Source organism: Actinotignum urinale DSM 15805, from assembly GCF_000420445.1.
Classification (GTDB): Bacteria; Actinomycetota; Actinomycetes; order Actinomycetales; family Actinomycetaceae; genus Actinotignum; species Actinotignum urinale.
In genome coordinates, this window is sequence record NZ_ATUY01000008.1 from 22,811 (window position 1) to 40,287 (window position 17,477).

Genomic DNA, 17,477 nt, shown 5'->3' on the forward strand with positions numbered 1-17,477 from the left:
ACCTGTATTATACTATCAGTTTTCTTCGTGCAATATGGCCTTTATGCGCTCTAAACGGTTCGTGATATTAGCCTCATATCCGCGCATGGTTGGCTCATAATATACCGTGCCCTCCATTCCTTCGGGCATAAATTGCATAGGTGCGACCCCGCGCGGGTCATCATGGGCGTAGGCGTATCCTTTCCCGTAGTCCATCTCTTTGGCGCCCCTAAAGGAAGGGTTGCGTAAAGCGAGGGGCACGGGTGGATTTTTCCCGGCCTTCACATCTGCTATTGCCTTGTTGATTGCCATATATGCACGGTTTGATTTCGGTGCGGTTGCCAGGTGAACGGCAGCTTCGGCCAAAATAATTCTCGCCTCGGGCATACCCACTATTGCCACAGCTTGAGCTGCTGCGGTGGCCGTTTGCAACACAGAAGGATCCGCCATACCCACATCTTCCGCGGCACTAATCATCATTCTGCGCGCAATAAATCGTGGATCTTCACCAGCTTCGAGCATTCGCGCCAAATAGTGCATGGTAGCATCCACATCACTGCCACGTATAGATTTAATGAAGGCTGAAATGACCTGGTAGTGTTCGTCGCCATCGCGGTCGTAACGTACAGTTGCGCCATTGGCCGCTTGAGAAATATCGTCGACGACGATAGTGCTGCTCCCTCGCTGACGCGCTCCGTCCGCTGCCGCTTCAAGAAGTGTGAGGGAACGGCGTCCATCATTCCCCGCGAGGCGGACGAGATTATGCAGGGCGTCGCTATCTATGGTAAAAGCTCCGTCCAATCCGCGTTCATCTTTTAAGGCGCGGTTAATGAGGGTGAGGATGTCCTCGTCGTCAAGTTCTTCCAAGGTAACGAGAAGGGAACGTGACAATAGTGGTGTCACCACGGAGAAGGCGGGGTTTTCCGTGGTTGCGGCAACGAGTATGACCCACCCGTTTTCGACCGCAGGTAGCAGAGCATCCTGTTGGGTTTTTGAAAAGCGGTGAACTTCGTCGATAAAAAGAACTGTTTCTTTGCCTGTTGAGGCGAGTGCGCGCCGAGCGGTATCCAGGGCTGCTCGCACATCTTTCACCCCGGCGTTGACGGCAGATAGTTCGACGAAATGGCGTTCGCGCACCCTTGCAATGAGGTAGGCAAGCGTTGTTTTCCCCACCCCTGGTGGTCCCCACAAAAATACTGACGATGGAACAGAACCTTCATTTGGTTCTATAAGGCGACGCAGGGGCGAACCGGGTTGCAGTATTTTTTCTTGCCCAACTACATCACTCAGGTTTTTTGGACGCATTCGAACGGCTAGGGGGCCTCTTTCGCGAGAGGGAACACCATCGTCGTCAAAATTTTTGCTGTCAAATAAATCCATCGAATTTATTGTAATCGTGTGGAGGAGGAAAATGGTTGTCCTCCAACGTTTTTCCCTGAGCGCTGAGTCGAGGGCTTAAGGCGCAACAGACGAGGCACACGTGTCTCATTCCCTTATCCATTGTGGGGGATTTTTAGATCACGTATGTGCGCAATTTCCATATCCTCGGAGGAGAAAAACGACCGAGCTTATCGGCAAAGAAGCGTCAGCGTATTTCCCTATCCGCGGAGGAGCAAAATGCTGAAAAGTATTAGATGTGTCACAAACTGAACTATAATTGAGGTATGGTACGTTTACTTGCAAAAACCTCTGCACTTCATCCCTGGCGTGTCATTAGCGCCTGGTTAATTATCGCGTTCCTGGCGGGGTGCGCGGCATTAACAGGCCTTGGGCAAGGTGGACTTTTTTCCCGAATGGAATCCCAAACAACAATTTCCGAAGGAACCGATTCCTCGCGCGTCACAGATATTGTGGCGAAAGATTCTTCCTACCAAATTGTTGCAACACTCAGCGGGGTTTCTCACCCGGATTCTTTGAACGACGATGTTCTTAGACTCGCCCAAGATATAGAAAAAATCACCGGCGTTGATACAGTGATTTCTACACCCGGCATTATCTCCAAAGCTATTGACACAGCTAAAAAAGTTGCGGCAAAAACTGCTTCTGAAAGCTACCAAAAAAACAAAGCTCAAGCCGAACAAGAGATCCGAAGTCAGATTGAGTCAACAACAAGGATGTTGATGGCTCGCGGGCTTCCAGCCCAGGCGGCCCAGCAGCGGGCAACCCAGGAAGTTCAGGCACGTCTCGCTGCTCAACCTATGCCAAGCGAAGAAAACGTCATTGCTCAAGCTCAAGCGGAGGCAGAAAAACAGGCTACAGAAAAGGCCTCTCCTCAGGCCAATAAACTCAAGGCTCACGATGGCTACGCGCTTGTTATTAGCCTGAAAAAAGGCGCTTCTGAAACAAAAGCCGAGGAAGCGATTTCCTCCCGCCTTACCTCCTTTGAGAGCGCACATAAAGATTCTGGTGTGAAGGCAACATACACCTCACGTAACTCTGCTCGCACAGCAATTAACGACGCCGCACGCCACGATCTTGTGCGTGGTGAAATCATCGGTTTACCGGTTGCGCTTATTCTCATGGTTCTTGTTTTCGGTGGCCTTTTGACCGCTATGATGCCTCTACTTGGAGCTATAGCAGCCATTCTCATTACCCTGGGCGGAGTGTGGGGACTCACCTTCGTTATAAATGTCGATAGTTTTGTCCTCAATGTTGTCTCCATTCTCGGTCTGGCTCTATCCATTGACTACGGTCTCCTCGTGGTTTCTCGCTACCGCGAAGAAATAAACCGAATAATGAGCGAAGAGAACATCAAGGAGACACATACTCTTCCCGAAGATAAAGCCCGCCCTCTTATTACACAAGCCCTTATTACGACGGTAGATACCGCAGGGCGCACCGTGATTTTTTCAGCAATCACGATCGCCGTTGCCATTGCGGGGCTTTTCGCCATCGCCTCCTCTATTATGAGGGTGATTGCTATTGGTGGCTTCGTCGTCGTTCTTCTTGCTGTTATTTCGGCGGCAAGTTTAACTCCTGCACTTCTAGCGGTTTCCGGCAGGAGACTCATGCGTCCATCCAGCATTGACAGGATTCCAGGCCTGCATAAAATTCTTAGCCACGTCAAAGATCAACATACCGACCATGGCGTTTTTTCCAAGCTCGCTATTCGAGTCCAGCGCCATCCGTGGATTATTATGACAATTATTACGGCGTGCCTTGTGGCAATGGTTGTGCCCATGAAGGACTTAACGCTACGTACTGAAATGGAATCCTATGTTCCATCCGCCTCCTCGCCGGGTATTACGACAACTACGTTGAAGAATGATTACCCGGAATTGACCTCCCCTACAGCCATTGTTTTGGTCAAGGGAAGTGATGAGCAGACGAAAGAAGTCTCCGAGTGGTTGAAGAAACGTGACAATATTTCGACGGTTCGTGAGGCGACGGATGCCGGTAGCGGATGGAAAAATATTGGCGTTGTTGTAAAAAGTAGCGATTCTGTCGGTGAAAAAGCAATTAATGCGGTGAAAGATATTCGCACACATGTCGATGATGCGACAAAGGCAGAAGTTCTTGTTGGCGGTCAGGCAGCCATGCAAATTGACTTCAACCAGGTTCTTCTCAACGGAACCCCCTGGGCGTTTTCGATTGTGATTGTTGCGGTTCTTATATTGCTCTTCCTGCTGACCGGATCCGTTCTCATTCCCATTAAAGCAATTATTATTAACTCGCTGTCGTTAGCTGCATCTATGGGGCTAACCATGTTCCTGTTCGAATACGGCGCATTTGGGTTGCCAAAAACCGAAGGTTTGACGGCCTTTGTTGTTGCCTGCGGTATTGCTTTCGGTTTCGGTTTGGCAATGGATTACGAGGTCTTTCTTGTGGCGAGAATGAAAGAGTACTGGGATTCTGGCGAAACGAATAATCGTGCGGTGTCCCTAGGGCTTCAACGTTCCGGGCGCATTATTACCTCGGCTGCGGCAATTATTGTTGCGGTATTCATTGGTTTCTGTTTTGGAGACATGCTGGCGATTAAAGAAATCGGGGTTATGCTCGCCATTATGGTGATTGCGGATGCAACCCTCACCCGTATGTTGCTTGTTCCGGCAACGATGACTGTTATGGGTAAATGGAATTGGTGGGCGCCAAAGTGGATGTCTGGAATTTATCGACGTTTCGGCATTTCCGAAAGTGGGCATCACCGCAAGCTCGAAAGCGATGTGACCTTAGAGGAACATAAGGAAAACAAAGAAACCGAAGCAAGCCCAGGCGAACATCAGGAAAAAACAACAACCCATGTAGCAACCCGGAGTGAACATAAAGAGCACAAAGAAATCGATGCAATCCTGGGCGAGCATGAGGAAAACAAAGAAACCGATAATGCAGAAAATAAATCGGAGAAGCCTCACGGCCGGCGGGCACTAGAATCGGAAGCTACCTAACATACTTTCCTGGTGCGTCTACTGTTAAGTAGATCGGAAAAGTCGAAGAAAATCTTTGTTAAGCAGTCCGAAAAGTCAAGGAAAACCTTAACTATAGGCTGGTGGGTGGCATCGTTGTTCCCAACGATGCCACCCACCAGCCACCTAGTTCCGGCGTTTGGTGTCAAAATGTCCCACATTTTGACACCAAACCCTAGTTTTACTTCTGCGCGAATATACCCTCTGCCCGTTCCTAGGCTTCAGGCTCGCCGTTCTCACTCACTGCCTGCTGCTGGTGGCGAGGCTTGGGCTTCGCATCAACACCGGCTTCCTTACGCTGTTGGGCGGTGATTTCACCCGGAGCATCCGTGAGCGGATCCCAGCCGTTACCGATCTTCGGGAAGGCGATAACGTCGCGAATTGAAGGAGCCTTAACAAGCAAGGACACAATGCGATCCCACCCGAAGGCAATACCACCGTGAGGCGGTGCACCAAACTTGAAGGCGTCAAGCAGGAAGCCAAACTTTTCTTGCGCCGCTTCCTTATCCAAGCCCATCACGTTAAAGACACGTTCCTGAATATCGCGACGATGAATACGAATGGAACCGCCACCGATTTCATTACCGTTGCACACAATATCGTAGGCGTTGGTCAGGGCAGAACCAGGATCGGTATCAAAAGTATCAAGACATTCAGGCTTTGGTGCGGTGAAGGCGTGGTGAACAGCCGTCCACTGCGAACCGAGGGACACATCCCCTTCAGCTACCGCTTGGGATGCGGGCTTAAACATGGGAGCATCAACAACCCACACAAAACTCCATGCATCTTCATCAATAAGTCCTGTGCGTTGTCCAATTTCCAGACGTGCCGCACCCAAAAGTTCACGGCTAAAGGTTGCTTCTCCGGCGGCAAAGAAAATACAATCCCCCGGCTTTGCACCCGTAGCTTCAGCCAAACCACTACGTTCCACTTCGCTAATATTTTTAGCTACGGGACCGCCAAGCGTTCCATCCTCAGCAATGGTGACGTAAGCCAAACCGTGCGCGCCGCGAGCTTTCGCCCACTCCTGCCACTTATCAAAAGCCCGGCGGGGCTGAGCCGCGCCACCCGGCATCACAACCGCACCCACATAGGGATTTTGGAACACACGGAACGGAGTGTCTTTAAAATATTCCGTCAAATCGGTCAGCTCTAAACCAAAACGCAAATCCGGTTTATCCGAACCATACTTCTCCATCGCTTCTTTAAAGGGCATGCGACGAATCGGGGTTTGAATCTCGTAACCAATAAGTTTCCAAATCTCGCGAAGCACATCCTCTGCAACACGGATAACGTCGTCCTGTTCGACGAAGCTCATTTCCACATCGAGCTGTGTAAATTCCGGTTGGCGATCCGCACGGAAATCTTCATCACGGTAGCAGCGAGCAATTTGATAGTAGCGTTCCATACCGCCAACCATGAGCAACTGCTTAAACAACTGTGGAGACTGCGGAAGAGCATACCAGTGCCCCGGGGTCAAACGCGCAGGCACAATAAAATCGCGCGCACCTTCAGGAGTTGAACGAGTGAGCGTCGGCGTTTCAATCTCAACAAAATCTTGATCATCCAAAACCCGGCGTGTCACCTGGTTAACTTTCGCACGAAGACGAAGTGCCTTCTGCTCATAACTCCGTCGTAAATCAAGATAACGATACTTCAAGCGAATATCTTCGCTAACTTTCCCAGCATCTTCCGCATGCATTGAAACCTGGAACGGAAGCGGATCAGCCGAACTTAAAATTTCAACATCCTCAGCTTCAACTTCAACAGCTCCGGTAGCAAGCGCCGCGTTCTCGTTACCATCCGGGCGCTGGCGAACCGTGCCCGTCACCTTAATGCAATATTCATTACGAAGCTCATGAGCGACTTCTTCACGAAGGGTAACCTGAGCAATACCAGACATATCGCGCACATCAATAAATGCGATACCGCCGTGATCGCGTCTGCGATCAACCCAGCCTGTCAACGTAACCTGTGAACCAATATCTTCGGACCGCAAAGATCCTGCATAACGTGTGCGAAGCACCATTCCTCTTTTCTCTTGCGTGGCTAGACGGGCCACTTGGAAGGCCTGCGAGACGGGCAGGCATACGTACCCATATTATCGGACTGTGAACGCTCCGCCACATTTTATGGAGAATAGAACACTTTATGAAGAATCAAACACTTTATGAAAAATAGAACTTTTTCACCGCCAATAAACGCCAATAAATTCGATACTTGAGCATATAGTGTGCTACTAATAGAGGTGTGCGAACATTTTTACCTAAAGACAAAGAACGATTATTTACGGCATTAGCCGTCTTTTTTATTACCCTTATTGCCTTTGAAACACTTGCTGTTACAACCGCTATGCCCACGGTGACAACAGCTCTCCATGGTTCGCACCTGTATGCGCTAGCGCTCGGTATCGTGATGGCTACTCAGCTAATGAGCACCGCAGTTGCTGGTGTGTGGTCGGACACAAAAGGCCCCCATTCATGCCTCTATATTGGTTTAACCTTGTTCACCACCGGGCTAGTATTCTGCACCGTTGCCCCAACGATGGAAATTTTTGTTGTAGGACGTGCAATCCAAGGTGTTGGTGGTGGCATGTGTATTGTGCCGTTTTACACCATTGTGGGAACAAGCATCCAACCCCGTAACCGCCCCCGTATTCTCAGCTATTTTGCGGGCGCGTGGATCCTTCCGTCACTTTTCGGGCCAGCCATCGCCGGTTTTATCGTCGAACGCATGTCCTGGCGCATCATTTTCGGGATGACACCCGTCGCAATCATTTTGAGCGCTCCCCTCATCTACTATGTCATGCGCAAAATTCCCGATATTGAACACGTGAAAGCACCGGTACGCCTACGCAAACTTCTTATCCCCTCAATCTTTTCTGGCGTTTTTGTGGGGGCTTTGCAAACCATGAGCGGTGGCCAAAATTACACGATCTACCACTATCTCGCTATTACCGCCCTCTTCGTCGTCTCACTTATTGCGGTGCGTCCACTCTTCCCTGGGCGAACCTTCACGGCAGGACGCGGAATGCCCGCAACCATCCTCACACGAATTTTCCTCGACGGAACCTTCGTCGGCATGGAAATGTTCCTCCCGCTCCTTTTGCAAGATGTTCACGGATGGTCCCCAACACAGGCGGGGCTTATCCTCTCCGTCGGCTCAATCACTTGGGCAGTTGGTAGCTTCTTCTCCGGGAAAGTGAAAACGCAGGTTCGGCGCGAAAGATTACCGTTGCAGGGGCTTATTGTGGGTGTCATTGGCCTCATCATTCTCACCTTCGGCACCCATCACGCTATTTCCGGCATGTTCGTTGTGATTGGCTGGGCCATTGCCGGCTTCGGTTCGGGGCTATCCTATCCGGCTCTCACCGTTCACGCCCTCGCAATTTCCCCGCTCGAAAAACAGGGGCAAGCATCGAGCGCCCTCCAGGTTGCCGATACCCTTGGCACCGCCTTATGTGCCGCGCTCATCGGTATCGTCATCGCAACATTCTCCCCGCCGCTCGACACCTCACTTATTATCGCTTTCGCCATGTGCGTTCTGCTCACCGCCGTGGGCGCGCTCATCTCCACGCGAATCCTTCCCCCACATTCTGAGCGTGGCGGAACCTCAACACGAGGAATTTCCGGCCCTGGTGGATCGGATGGAGATTTCACTTCACATACGTCTCAAAACAACTGACACTAAAATACGACGCTATATCCGGGTTTATATACGGGTTAATTTACGACGATATGCACGACGAAAACGTCCCACTTTAACGCATTTTCCGAGCTGAACGGGACAAACCTTGTGGAGGATGAACGGCGCTTATCCGGCGTCGTACAACCATAAGGACAGTGCAAAATGTACCTTAAGGTTACGTTAGATATCGGTTACGGTTGGCAATATCACCCCCCCTGCTATGGCATGCATCTGCACTCAACCCGTATACTATATATGGCGAATTTTTACGCGAACTAAAGGATTTCATGTCTGAATCTTCAGGTGTACAGACACCCAAAAACGAAAATATTTTTTCCAACGCCTCACTACCAACGGATTCTTCCGAAGCCGAGGTCACTCAAGAAAATACTTCCCAGGCCAGCTCATCCGAACCTGATGTTACATCCGAAACGACTCCGAGCGAACACAAGGCAACAGCACACGCCTTAGAAGAAGAGGTCACTTTTGCCGAACTCGGCCTACCTGACCAGCTCCTCCAAGCCGTCACCGACATGGGCTACGAAACCCCCAGTCCAATCCAGGAAAAAACTATCCCGTACCTCCTTGAGGGACGCGATGTTGTTGGGGTTGCACAAACCGGCACCGGAAAAACCGCGGCTTTTGGTCTACCACTTTTGACACATATTGACCCATCCAACACAAACGTCCAGGCTCTCGTTCTGGCGCCAACACGCGAATTAGCGATGCAAAGCGCGGAAGCTATCCAATCTTTTGCCACCCAAACACGTGTTGACGTGCTTGCCGTGTACGGCGGATCCCCCTACGGGCCACAGTTGCGTGCCCTCGAACAAGGGGTGCAGGTTGTTGTGGGAACACCTGGGCGCATTATGGACCTTATTGACCGTGGCGCCTTGGATTTGCACAACGTCACCTATTTTGTTCTCGACGAAGCCGACGAAATGTTGCGTATGGGATTTGCCGAGGACGTTGAGAAAATTGCCTCCGATCTTCCCGAGGAACGCATTTCCGCACTCTTCTCCGCAACCATGCCTCCGTTTATCCGCAAGGTTGCCCAATCACACATGAAAGACCCTGTGGAAATTTCTATTACACCGCAGGCCTCCACCGTTGATACCGTCACACAAGAATACGCGGTGGTTCCCTCACGCCGTAAAATCGGCGCTCTCGCGCGCGTTCTTGCCGTAAGCGACGCCGAAGCCGCAATCGTTTTTGTTCGCACACGCGCAACAGCGGAAGATTTAGCTATCGAGCTTGGCGCTCGCGGTGTGGCAACAGCAGCACTCTCCGGGGACGTTCCCCAAAAGGATCGTGAACGTCTGGTTGCGCGCTTGAAGGATGGAACCCTGGATGTTCTTGTGGCAACCGATGTGGCGGCGCGCGGTTTGGATGTTGAACGCATTGGGCTCGTCGTCAATTTTGATGTGCCACGCGAATCCGATACCTATGTTCATCGTATTGGGCGAACGGGACGAGCCGGGCGCGAAGGGCGTTCGCTGACGTTTGTTACTCCGAAGGAAATTTCGCGTCTGCGCAGGATTGCTCGTGTCACGAAGTCCGACATGAAAGAAATTGATTTGCCCACCCCGGCTGAGGTTTCCAAACTTCGCGCCGAGAAACTGGTGGATCAGGCTCGTGCGCGTTTCGAACTTGGGCGTCTCGATGTGTACCGTGCTGTTCTTGCACGTTTTCTTGAGGAGAATCGCGCTGCTGAAAAACCTCACGTCACGTTGACGCTCGATAGCGTACTTGCACACGATGCGGAATCCGATGCCGAATCTGAAACTTCCGAAAAAACCGAGGGAACCGAAGAAAACACAAGTGTTTCTTCACATAACGCCGACGAATTCCGCGTCGATGCCCTCACCACAACGGATGCGGAACATAGTCACGGGGTTGAAAAACCGCGTACACCCATGACTGTTGAGGAACTCCTTCTTGCGCTCCTCGCCTTGGGGGTACGCGATCCAGGGCCGAGCGGGGACACTCCCGATCCGATTGTTGATGAAGATTTTTCTGAGACGGTGAAAAATGCGCGTCGAGCAAAGGGAGGACAGACCTCAATTCCTGGGGCTACACGTTACCGCATTGAGGTTGGGCATAAGGACCGCGTAAAACCGGGCGCCATTGTTGGTGCGTTGACGGGCGAAGGCGGGCTACGGGGCTCCGATTTGGGGCATATTGATATTTTCCCGACCTTCTCTCTCGTGGAAATCGGGGTGCCACTCTCCCCTGAAGCAAGGCGACGAATTTCGGAAGCTGAAGTTTCCGGGCGTGCCTTGCGTATTAGTGAAGATCGCGGGCCGGGAGGTAGCGCAGCCGTTGCCGCCGCTAGCCGACGTAGTGGCTTCCGAGGCGGTAAAGGTAAATCTTCTGGGCGCGGAACTAAATTAGGCCGCAAGCATGGCGGAAGTTCTGCCGGCGGGCGTGGCGCTCACGGAAAAGATAAAGGTCGTGGAGGTAAGCGCGGCTGGCGCAAGTAGACAACCGCGTCTGGTGCAAGTAAAGAACCGCGGTTAGCGCATATCACTAGTGCAAGTAGTTTACCGAAGTACTTCACCGAAATAGTTAGCGCAAGCAATAACGTAATGTGGTTGTGTTTTACTCAAATACCTGAGCAAAACACAACCACAACTATTTTTTAACTGATACGGGACCGCGCTATTTTCGTCGTCCCTTGCGGTGTTTATCTTTCCAACGGGAACCCCAACTACTTTCGCTACGCTGCTGGTCAATTGCTTTGCGTTGCTGGCGATACAACATATCCACAACGTCTTTTGCACGAATCCATCCGGTTAGCTTTTGCGAAGCGCCGTCAACAACCGCAATACCAACCTGGCCCCTATCGCGAAGCATACGGAGAATCACGGAGGCATCTTCCACCGTTTCCACCGACCATTGGGTTAAGGGCAAGTCGCCAACTGGGCTATCCGTGTTGCCTCCAGAATTACGCCACTCGAAAATTTGGGTAATAGACACAGTTCCAACGTATGTGCCGCCGTCGTCGATCACGGGGAAAGACTGCACGCCACTTTCTCGCATTAATGAAATAACGCGAGAGATTTTGTCCTGAACGCGGACGCGCGCTGGGGAAGGATTCATGAGATCTTTCGCTCGTCGCTCACCCACCACGGTATGTGACACCGGAGTGTCGAGAATATCTCCGCGCCTGCGAAGTTTCTCCGTATAAATCGTGGAGCGAGTGAAGAAGCGCGAAACACCCACCGCAATCACAACCGCCAACATGAGTGGCAACATTAAGGCGTACTGGCCCGTCATTTCAACAATAATGAGGACCGCGGTAAGTGGGGCACGTGCGGCACCGGCGAAAGCCGCACCCATACCAATAACCCCGAAAACTGCTGGTTCAATTGCTGTTATCGGTGCCAAAAGTTGCCCGCAGGCGCTACCGAGAGTTGCACCGATAAAGAGCGTCGGGGCGAAAACGCCACCTGAACCGCCCATGCCTATTGTGAGGGAGGTGTAAATCATGCGCGCACACATGAGAAGCAAGAGCATGGGAATCGTGTAGGAACCCGTGAGGGCGTCGAGCTGAACCGGATAGCCAGAACCGTACATGAGCGGGAAAGCGTAGAGCGCCAAGCCCAGAAACACCGCGTAAAAAGCGGGACATAGGGATTGCGGAAGATGAAGAAATGAGCGAACACGAGCCCATATCGCATCGAGAACATCTTCCACGCCATAGAGAAGTTTGGAAAACAGCATTCCTGCAAGGCTCGCGAGCAAACCGACAAGCGCAACCCATACGAGGTTCACTTCGGAACCGAGATCGAGGGATACGCGCATGTCGACGAGCGGTGAATTACCGAAAAAGAGGTGGGCGATAACGGACGCCATGACGGAAGAAATAACGATATAGCCGAAAGCCTCCGCTGTGAACTGGACGAGAATCACTTCGAGGGCAAAAATCGCGCCTGCGAGTGGCGCATGAAAAGTTGCGGCAATACCCGCACCGCTACCGGCGGCAACGAGAATAATAATGCGTCCCGTGGGAAGATGCGAACGTTGGCCGAGCATGGAACCGAGAGCCGCCCCCACTTGAACGATGGGGCCTTCACGCCCCGCGCTTCCCCCGCCACCAATGGTGAGTGCGGACGCCAATATTTTTACAAGTGCGACGACGCCCGGGATTCTTCCGCCTTTGCGTTTCACCGCAAGCATGACCTCGGGGATTCCGTGGCCTTTCGCACTCGGCGCGTGGCGGTGAATCATTGGACCGTAGATGAGGGCTGATATGACGGGAACAATAATGAGGAACCAGGGTGCAAAATGGAGAAATCCGTGTGGCGGGCGGTAGCTTGCCGTGGCCACCGCAGTGTAGTCCATATAGCCTGTTGTGAGATAGGACCATCCTGCAATGGCGTAGTTAAAAAGAACGGCAGCGCATCCGACGACGATACCGACGATTGCACACACAAGAGCAAAAAGGGTGCGGTGGTGCGAAACCGCGTGGGCTATCGTGTCAATACGCGAATGTGTGGGCTGAGAGTTGGGCTGAAAACGAAATATCACACACAAAATTTTACGCCTGAAGCATGTAGTTGGCGTTATTTTGCGTAGCTTCGGGTGGTTTTGCGTATTTTCGGGACGTTTCGCGTTGTTCCACGTGTATTTCAGATATTTTTTGACTATGGGACAAGTTGGAGGATTTGTGTTAGTTCCGCGTATTTTCTGTAAGAGAAATAACTGTAGCCCCGCGCGGGGCGCGGGGCTACAGGTTAACGAAAGCTTTATTTAGTTATTTGTGAGCTTTTCGCGAAGAGCTGCCAGAGCTTCATCAGCGTCAGAATCAAGTGACCCTGTGTGATCATTAGCTGAAGCATAGGAAGTGGGAACTTCTTCGGGGGCAGGAGCCGGTTCGTTCACCGGAGCGGCTGCAGCGGCAGCAGCTTCGGCCGCGAGAGCTTCAGCAACCTGCTTCTTGTGTTCTTCCCAACGAGCCTGAGCCTGAGTATATTCGTTCTCCCAGACTTCACGCTGTTCTTCGAAACCATCAAGCCATTCATTGGATTCAGGATCGAATCCTTCAGGATACTTGTAGTTTCCTTCCTCATCATAATCAGCAGCCATGCCGTAGAGTGACGGATCGAAGTCCTGAGAATTCAGATCGACACCTTCGTTGGCCTGCTTGAGGGAGAGGGAGATGCGACGACGTTCAAGATCAATATCAATAATCTTGACGAATACTTCGCCTCCAACCTTAACAACTTCTTCAGGAGCATCAATATGACGTGAAGCAAGTTCGGAAATGTGAACGAGACCCTCAATACCATCTTCAACGCGAACAAATGCTCCGAATGGAACAAGCTTGGTAACGCGTCCTGGAACAATTTGACCGATGGCGTGAATGCGTGCGAAGGACTGCCACGGATCTTCCTGGGTTGCCTTGAGTGACAAGGAAACACGTTCGCGATCCATATCCACATCGAGAACTTCAACCTTGACGCGCTGTCCAACTTCAACAACTTCGGACGGGTGATCAATATGCTTCCAGGAAAGTTCGGAAACGTGAACGAGACCGTCTACGCCACCAAGATCCACGAATGCACCAAAGTTGACGATAGAGGAAACGAATCCTTCACGAACCTGTCCGCGCTGCAACTGGTGAAGGAATTCACCGCGTGCCTGAGACTGGGATTCTTCAAGCCAGGAACGACGGGAAAGAACCACGTTGTTACGGTTCTTATCCAATTCAATAATTTTGGCTTCAAGTTCGCGCCCAATATAGGGCTGGAGATCGCGAACACGACGCATTTCGACGAGGGATGCGGGAAGGAAGCCACGCAGTCCGATATCGAGAATCAAACCGCCCTTCACAACTTCAATAACGGTACCGGTTACAACGCCGTCGCTATCCTTGACCTTTTCAATTTCGGCCCATGCACGTTCGTACTGTGCACGCTTCTTGGAAAGAAGAAGGCGACCTTCCTTATCTTCTTTTTGAAGAACAAGTGCTTCAACCTGATCACCAATTTCCACAACGTCATCGGGATCGACGTCATGTTTGATGGAAAGTTCCTTAGAGGGAATAACACCCTCGGTCTTGTAGCCAATATCGAGCAAAACTTCGTCGTGATCGACCTTGACAACCGTACCTTCGACGATATCTCCGTCGTTAAAGTACTTGATGGTCTTATCAACAGCTGCGATAAGATCTTCCTCTGTGCCAATATCGTTGATGGCAACTTCGGGAACGTGGGTGTTAATAGTCATTAATTGATAACTTCCGGACAATAGAATAGATAACGGAACGTTCCGCTAATCGGAAACGCCAGCACATACGGGAGCATGCGCCAATCAACAATTTTACCCAGAGAAGATGGCGCTCTGCAAGAGAAATACATAGTAATGAGGAGATTTTCTTCACGAGTTTAGACAAAACATCATTAACCCACATAACCTCCCAAGGCTTAAACTCCGCTTACCTCCGAAAACTCTGGAACAATCGGTTGACCTAGTGCGCAGCGTCTCTCCAGTTCTTCCCAAAGCCCACACCAACAGACAGCGGAACCCTTAAATGCGCAACATTCATCATGTGCGTCACCACAAGTTCTTGCGCCACTTCACGCTCCTCATCGGGAACCTCAAGCACAAGTTCATCGTGAACCTGAAGAAGAACACGTGTCCGCATTCCCTCCCGTGCTAAAGCATCCACAACTTGGCACATAGACATTTTCATAATATCCGCGGCCGTCCCCTGAATCGGCGCATTCAAAGCCATACGCTCCGCAGATTCACGCAAAGCTCGATTATCCGAATGAAGCTCTGGAAGGTAACGCCTGCGCCCTCCCATAGTTTCCGTATATCCATCACGCCGAGCCACGCTCACCAATCCTTGAAGATATTCGCGCACCCGCCCAAAACGCTCAAAATACGTATCCATCAAATACTGTGCGTGACGCTGGGGAATACGCAACTGTTTACTCAACCCGAAAGCAGACAAGCCATATGCCAAACCATAACTCACCGCTTTAATATGCGAACGCTCATCGTGCGTGACCTCGCCAAACGGCTTACCCAACACAAGCGCCGCCACCGATTTATGCAAATCCTCGCCCTGGTTAAACGCCTCAATAAGCGCCTCATCACCGGACAACGACGCCATAATACGCATTTCAATCTGCGAATAATCCGCCGTCATTAACCAGTCGTATCCAAGGGAAGGCACAAAAGCGGCACGTATTTTCAATCCCTCTTGGGTCCGGGCATGAATATTTTGCAAATTTGGCCCGGTGGAGGACAACCGTCCCGTCGCCGTCACCATCTGTTGGAAGGTTGTACGAATCTTGTTGTCTGCCTGGCTTTCCAGGGCTTTGAGCAAACCTTCAACGCTTTGCTTTAATTTAATCGACTCGCGATGCTGCTTCAAATTCTCTAAAAATACACGCCCCTTCTCTGCTTTATCATCCTTGAGGTATGTCAATTTTTCGAGGAGATCATTCAAGGCATCGACATTCGTCGTATATCCGCGTTTCGTTTTCCGCGTTTTCGGGAGGTCTAGTTGATCGAAAAGAACCTCTTGGAGCTGTTTAGGGCTGGAAAGATTGACCGAACGTCCAATCGCTTCAACAGCATTATTTTCCGCACGGTTTACCTCAAAATCAAAATCCTTGAGTAACTGCTGAAGATACGCCTCATCTATAGCGATTCCGGTAGCTTCCATCCCCTCCAAAACTTTTTCGACGTGCATTTCCAAGGCGATAAGCGCCCCGTCATCGTCGCCGTGTTCACGCAGGTTGCGTTTCAAGCATTCGCTGAGCGGTTCGAGGGTTACGCAACATTCGGCAAGTTTATCGAACACAGATTCATCGGAATCATCTGACGAATACGTAATAGGAAGTTGCCCGGGAGGCGTCGCCTCGACGTCTTTCTCCGCGTTTATGTCAACACCCAGGTAGCGCTTGACAATCGTGTCGAGAGGATATTCGCGGGCCACCGGATTTAAAAGGTATGCGTAAAGAGCCGTGTCGACGATGACGTTGTTCAGTTCCCAAAGTTCGCCTCGGCAGGCATGCCAAGCCGTTTTTGCGTCGTGAACGATTTTAGGTGCCGAAGATGCGAGCCACTCCCCTATAGCATGACGTGTTACGGAATCCTGTTGGGTTACGTCACCGCACCACACGGTTGAGCCTTGTGAAATAGCAATGTATCTAACGTTTCCACCGCCGGGTGTGCCCTCTCCCTGGATGGTCAAACCGAAAGGCTTGTGCATATCGCATGTTGTCAGCCATGAAGCAAGGCCTGTTGTCACACGTTTGGGATCAAGGGTGAAGGGTTTTTCTGCACTGCTGGATACCTGTGAGGTTGATTCATTATCGGAATTTTGCGGATGTTCTAGGATTTGCGAAAGTCCTGAATCCTTTTCGCCATCCGTGTTTGCTAAACGCTGCGCATCTACCCCGATAGAAGCCTCCCCCTGCATACCCTGGGTTGCCCCTAAACCTGGGGTGTTGTCCTCTGAATTTTTGCGAGCTTTGGGGAAAGCCGTCAAAACACGTCCACGCATTTGCTTGAATTCAAGGACGTCGAAAATACTGTTGAGCTCGACAACATCTGTGCCTTTAACCGCGAAATCATCTAAATTCTCGCCGATAGGTAGATCGCACACAAGCTGGTTAATCTGCCGATTTCTTTTCACAATATCGATAGAAGAACGGAAGGTTGCCCCCACCTTGCCTTTTAATTCATCGGCGTGTTCGATGAGCCCCGCAAGGCTACCGTATTGTGTAATCCATTTCGTCGCGGTTTTTTCACCGACCCCTGGAATACCTGGGATATTATCTGCTTTTTCGCCGACGAGAGCCGCCACATCTGAATACTGTTCCGGTAAAACTCCGGTTTTTTCTTTTATCCCCTCGGGGTTATAGGCAACCAAACCCACACGAGGCATAGGGTAAAGTAGCGTAACATTATCGTCGACGAGTTGGTAAGCGTCCTTATCTCCTGACGCTATATATACGTGGAAACCGTTATTTTTCCCCCGTGTTGATAGGGTTGCGATAATATCGTCGGCTTCGTAATCCTCGTAGGTGAGCCACGTGATTCCGAGGGTGTCAAGAATCTTTTGAATAACGCCAATCTGACCTTTGAATTCTTCGGGTGTGGGTTTTCTTCCGGCTTTATATTCGGTATATTCGCGTGTTCTGAAGGTTCCACCAGGAAGATCAAAGGCGACGGCAATATGCGTCGGGTGGTATTCGTCAACGACTTTGACTAGCGTTGAAAGAAACCCGTGAATCGCATTCGTGTATTGCCCTTGAGCTGTCACAAAACTTTCGGCCTTACGCGAATGGAAGGCGCGAAAAGCCATGGAATGCCCGTCAATAAGAAGAATTTTTGAATCAGCCACGCTGTTAGCCTACTTTGATTGGCACGCCCATTCAACAA

8 protein-coding genes are annotated in these 17,477 nt (G+C 51.0%); 3 read left to right on the top strand and 5 right to left on the bottom strand.

Features of this window, described 5'->3' with window-relative positions; genetic code table 11:
- Window positions 1-15: 15 nt before the first annotated feature.
- Window positions 16-1,359 carry a replication-associated recombination protein A gene (locus G445_RS0106400; RefSeq protein ID WP_022866722.1) on the bottom strand — a complete coding sequence of 448 codons (1,344 nt, stop codon included), beginning with the start codon at window positions 1,357-1,359 and terminating at the stop codon, window positions 16-18.
- Between the two features lie 284 nt (window positions 1,360-1,643).
- Here G445_RS0106400 and G445_RS10100 point away from each other — a divergent pair, with 284 nt between their 5' ends.
- On the top strand, window positions 1,644-4,364 hold the full coding sequence (locus G445_RS10100) for an MMPL family transporter (protein WP_022866723.1): 2,721 nt from the start codon (window positions 1,644-1,646) through the stop codon (window positions 4,362-4,364).
- Between the two features lie 232 nt (window positions 4,365-4,596).
- Here the strand turns inward: G445_RS10100 and aspS are convergent, their stop codons facing one another.
- Complete coding sequence (aspS, locus tag G445_RS10105) at window positions 4,597-6,408, bottom strand: aspartate--tRNA ligase (protein ID WP_051127030.1); 1,812 nt, start codon at window positions 6,406-6,408, stop codon at window positions 4,597-4,599.
- A gap of 224 nt (window positions 6,409-6,632) precedes the next feature.
- Between aspS and G445_RS10110 the strand changes: the two genes are divergently transcribed.
- Together G445_RS10110 and G445_RS10115 are read left to right on the top strand one after the other, a co-directional pair.
- On the top strand, window positions 6,633-8,066 hold the full coding sequence (locus G445_RS10110) for an MFS transporter (protein ID WP_022866725.1): 1,434 nt from the start codon (window positions 6,633-6,635) through the stop codon (window positions 8,064-8,066).
- A gap of 290 nt (window positions 8,067-8,356) precedes the next feature.
- The gene (locus tag G445_RS10115) at window positions 8,357-10,552 is read left to right on the top strand and encodes a DEAD/DEAH box helicase (protein WP_022866726.1); all 2,196 of its coding nucleotides are present in this window, start codon (window positions 8,357-8,359) and stop codon (window positions 10,550-10,552) included.
- A gap of 178 nt (window positions 10,553-10,730) precedes the next feature.
- On the opposite strand, the gene G445_RS10120 is transcribed toward G445_RS10115, so the two are convergent.
- From G445_RS10120 to polA, 3 genes are all read right to left on the bottom strand, one after another.
- Window positions 10,731-12,602 (bottom strand): chloride channel protein, encoded by a 1,872-nt coding sequence (locus G445_RS10120; protein WP_022866727.1) that lies wholly within the window; start codon window positions 12,600-12,602, stop codon window positions 10,731-10,733.
- Between the two features lie 222 nt (window positions 12,603-12,824).
- A complete protein-coding gene (gene rpsA / locus G445_RS0106430) occupies window positions 12,825-14,303 on the bottom strand; it encodes a 30S ribosomal protein S1 (protein ID WP_022866728.1) in 1,479 nt (492 codons plus the stop codon).
- Window positions 14,304-14,544: 241 nt separating this feature from the next.
- Complete coding sequence (gene polA, locus G445_RS0106440) at window positions 14,545-17,439, bottom strand: DNA polymerase I (protein ID WP_022866730.1); 2,895 nt, start codon at window positions 17,437-17,439, stop codon at window positions 14,545-14,547.
- Window positions 17,440-17,477: the final 38 nt, after the last annotated feature.

Bases quoted from the DNA above. Each gene is read 5' to 3' on its own strand.
- G445_RS0106400 (WP_022866722.1), bottom strand. From the start codon at position 1,359: ATGGATTTATTTGACAGCAAAAATTTTGACGACGATGGTGTTCCCTCT.
- G445_RS10100 (WP_022866723.1), top strand. From the start codon at position 1,644: ATGGTACGTTTACTTGCAAAAACCTCTGCACTTCATCCCTGGCGTGTC.
- rpsA (WP_022866728.1), bottom strand. From the start codon at position 14,303: ATGACTATTAACACCCACGTTCCCGAAGTTGCCATCAACGATATTGGC.
- G445_RS10115 (WP_022866726.1), top strand. From the start codon at position 8,357: ATGTCTGAATCTTCAGGTGTACAGACACCCAAAAACGAAAATATTTTT.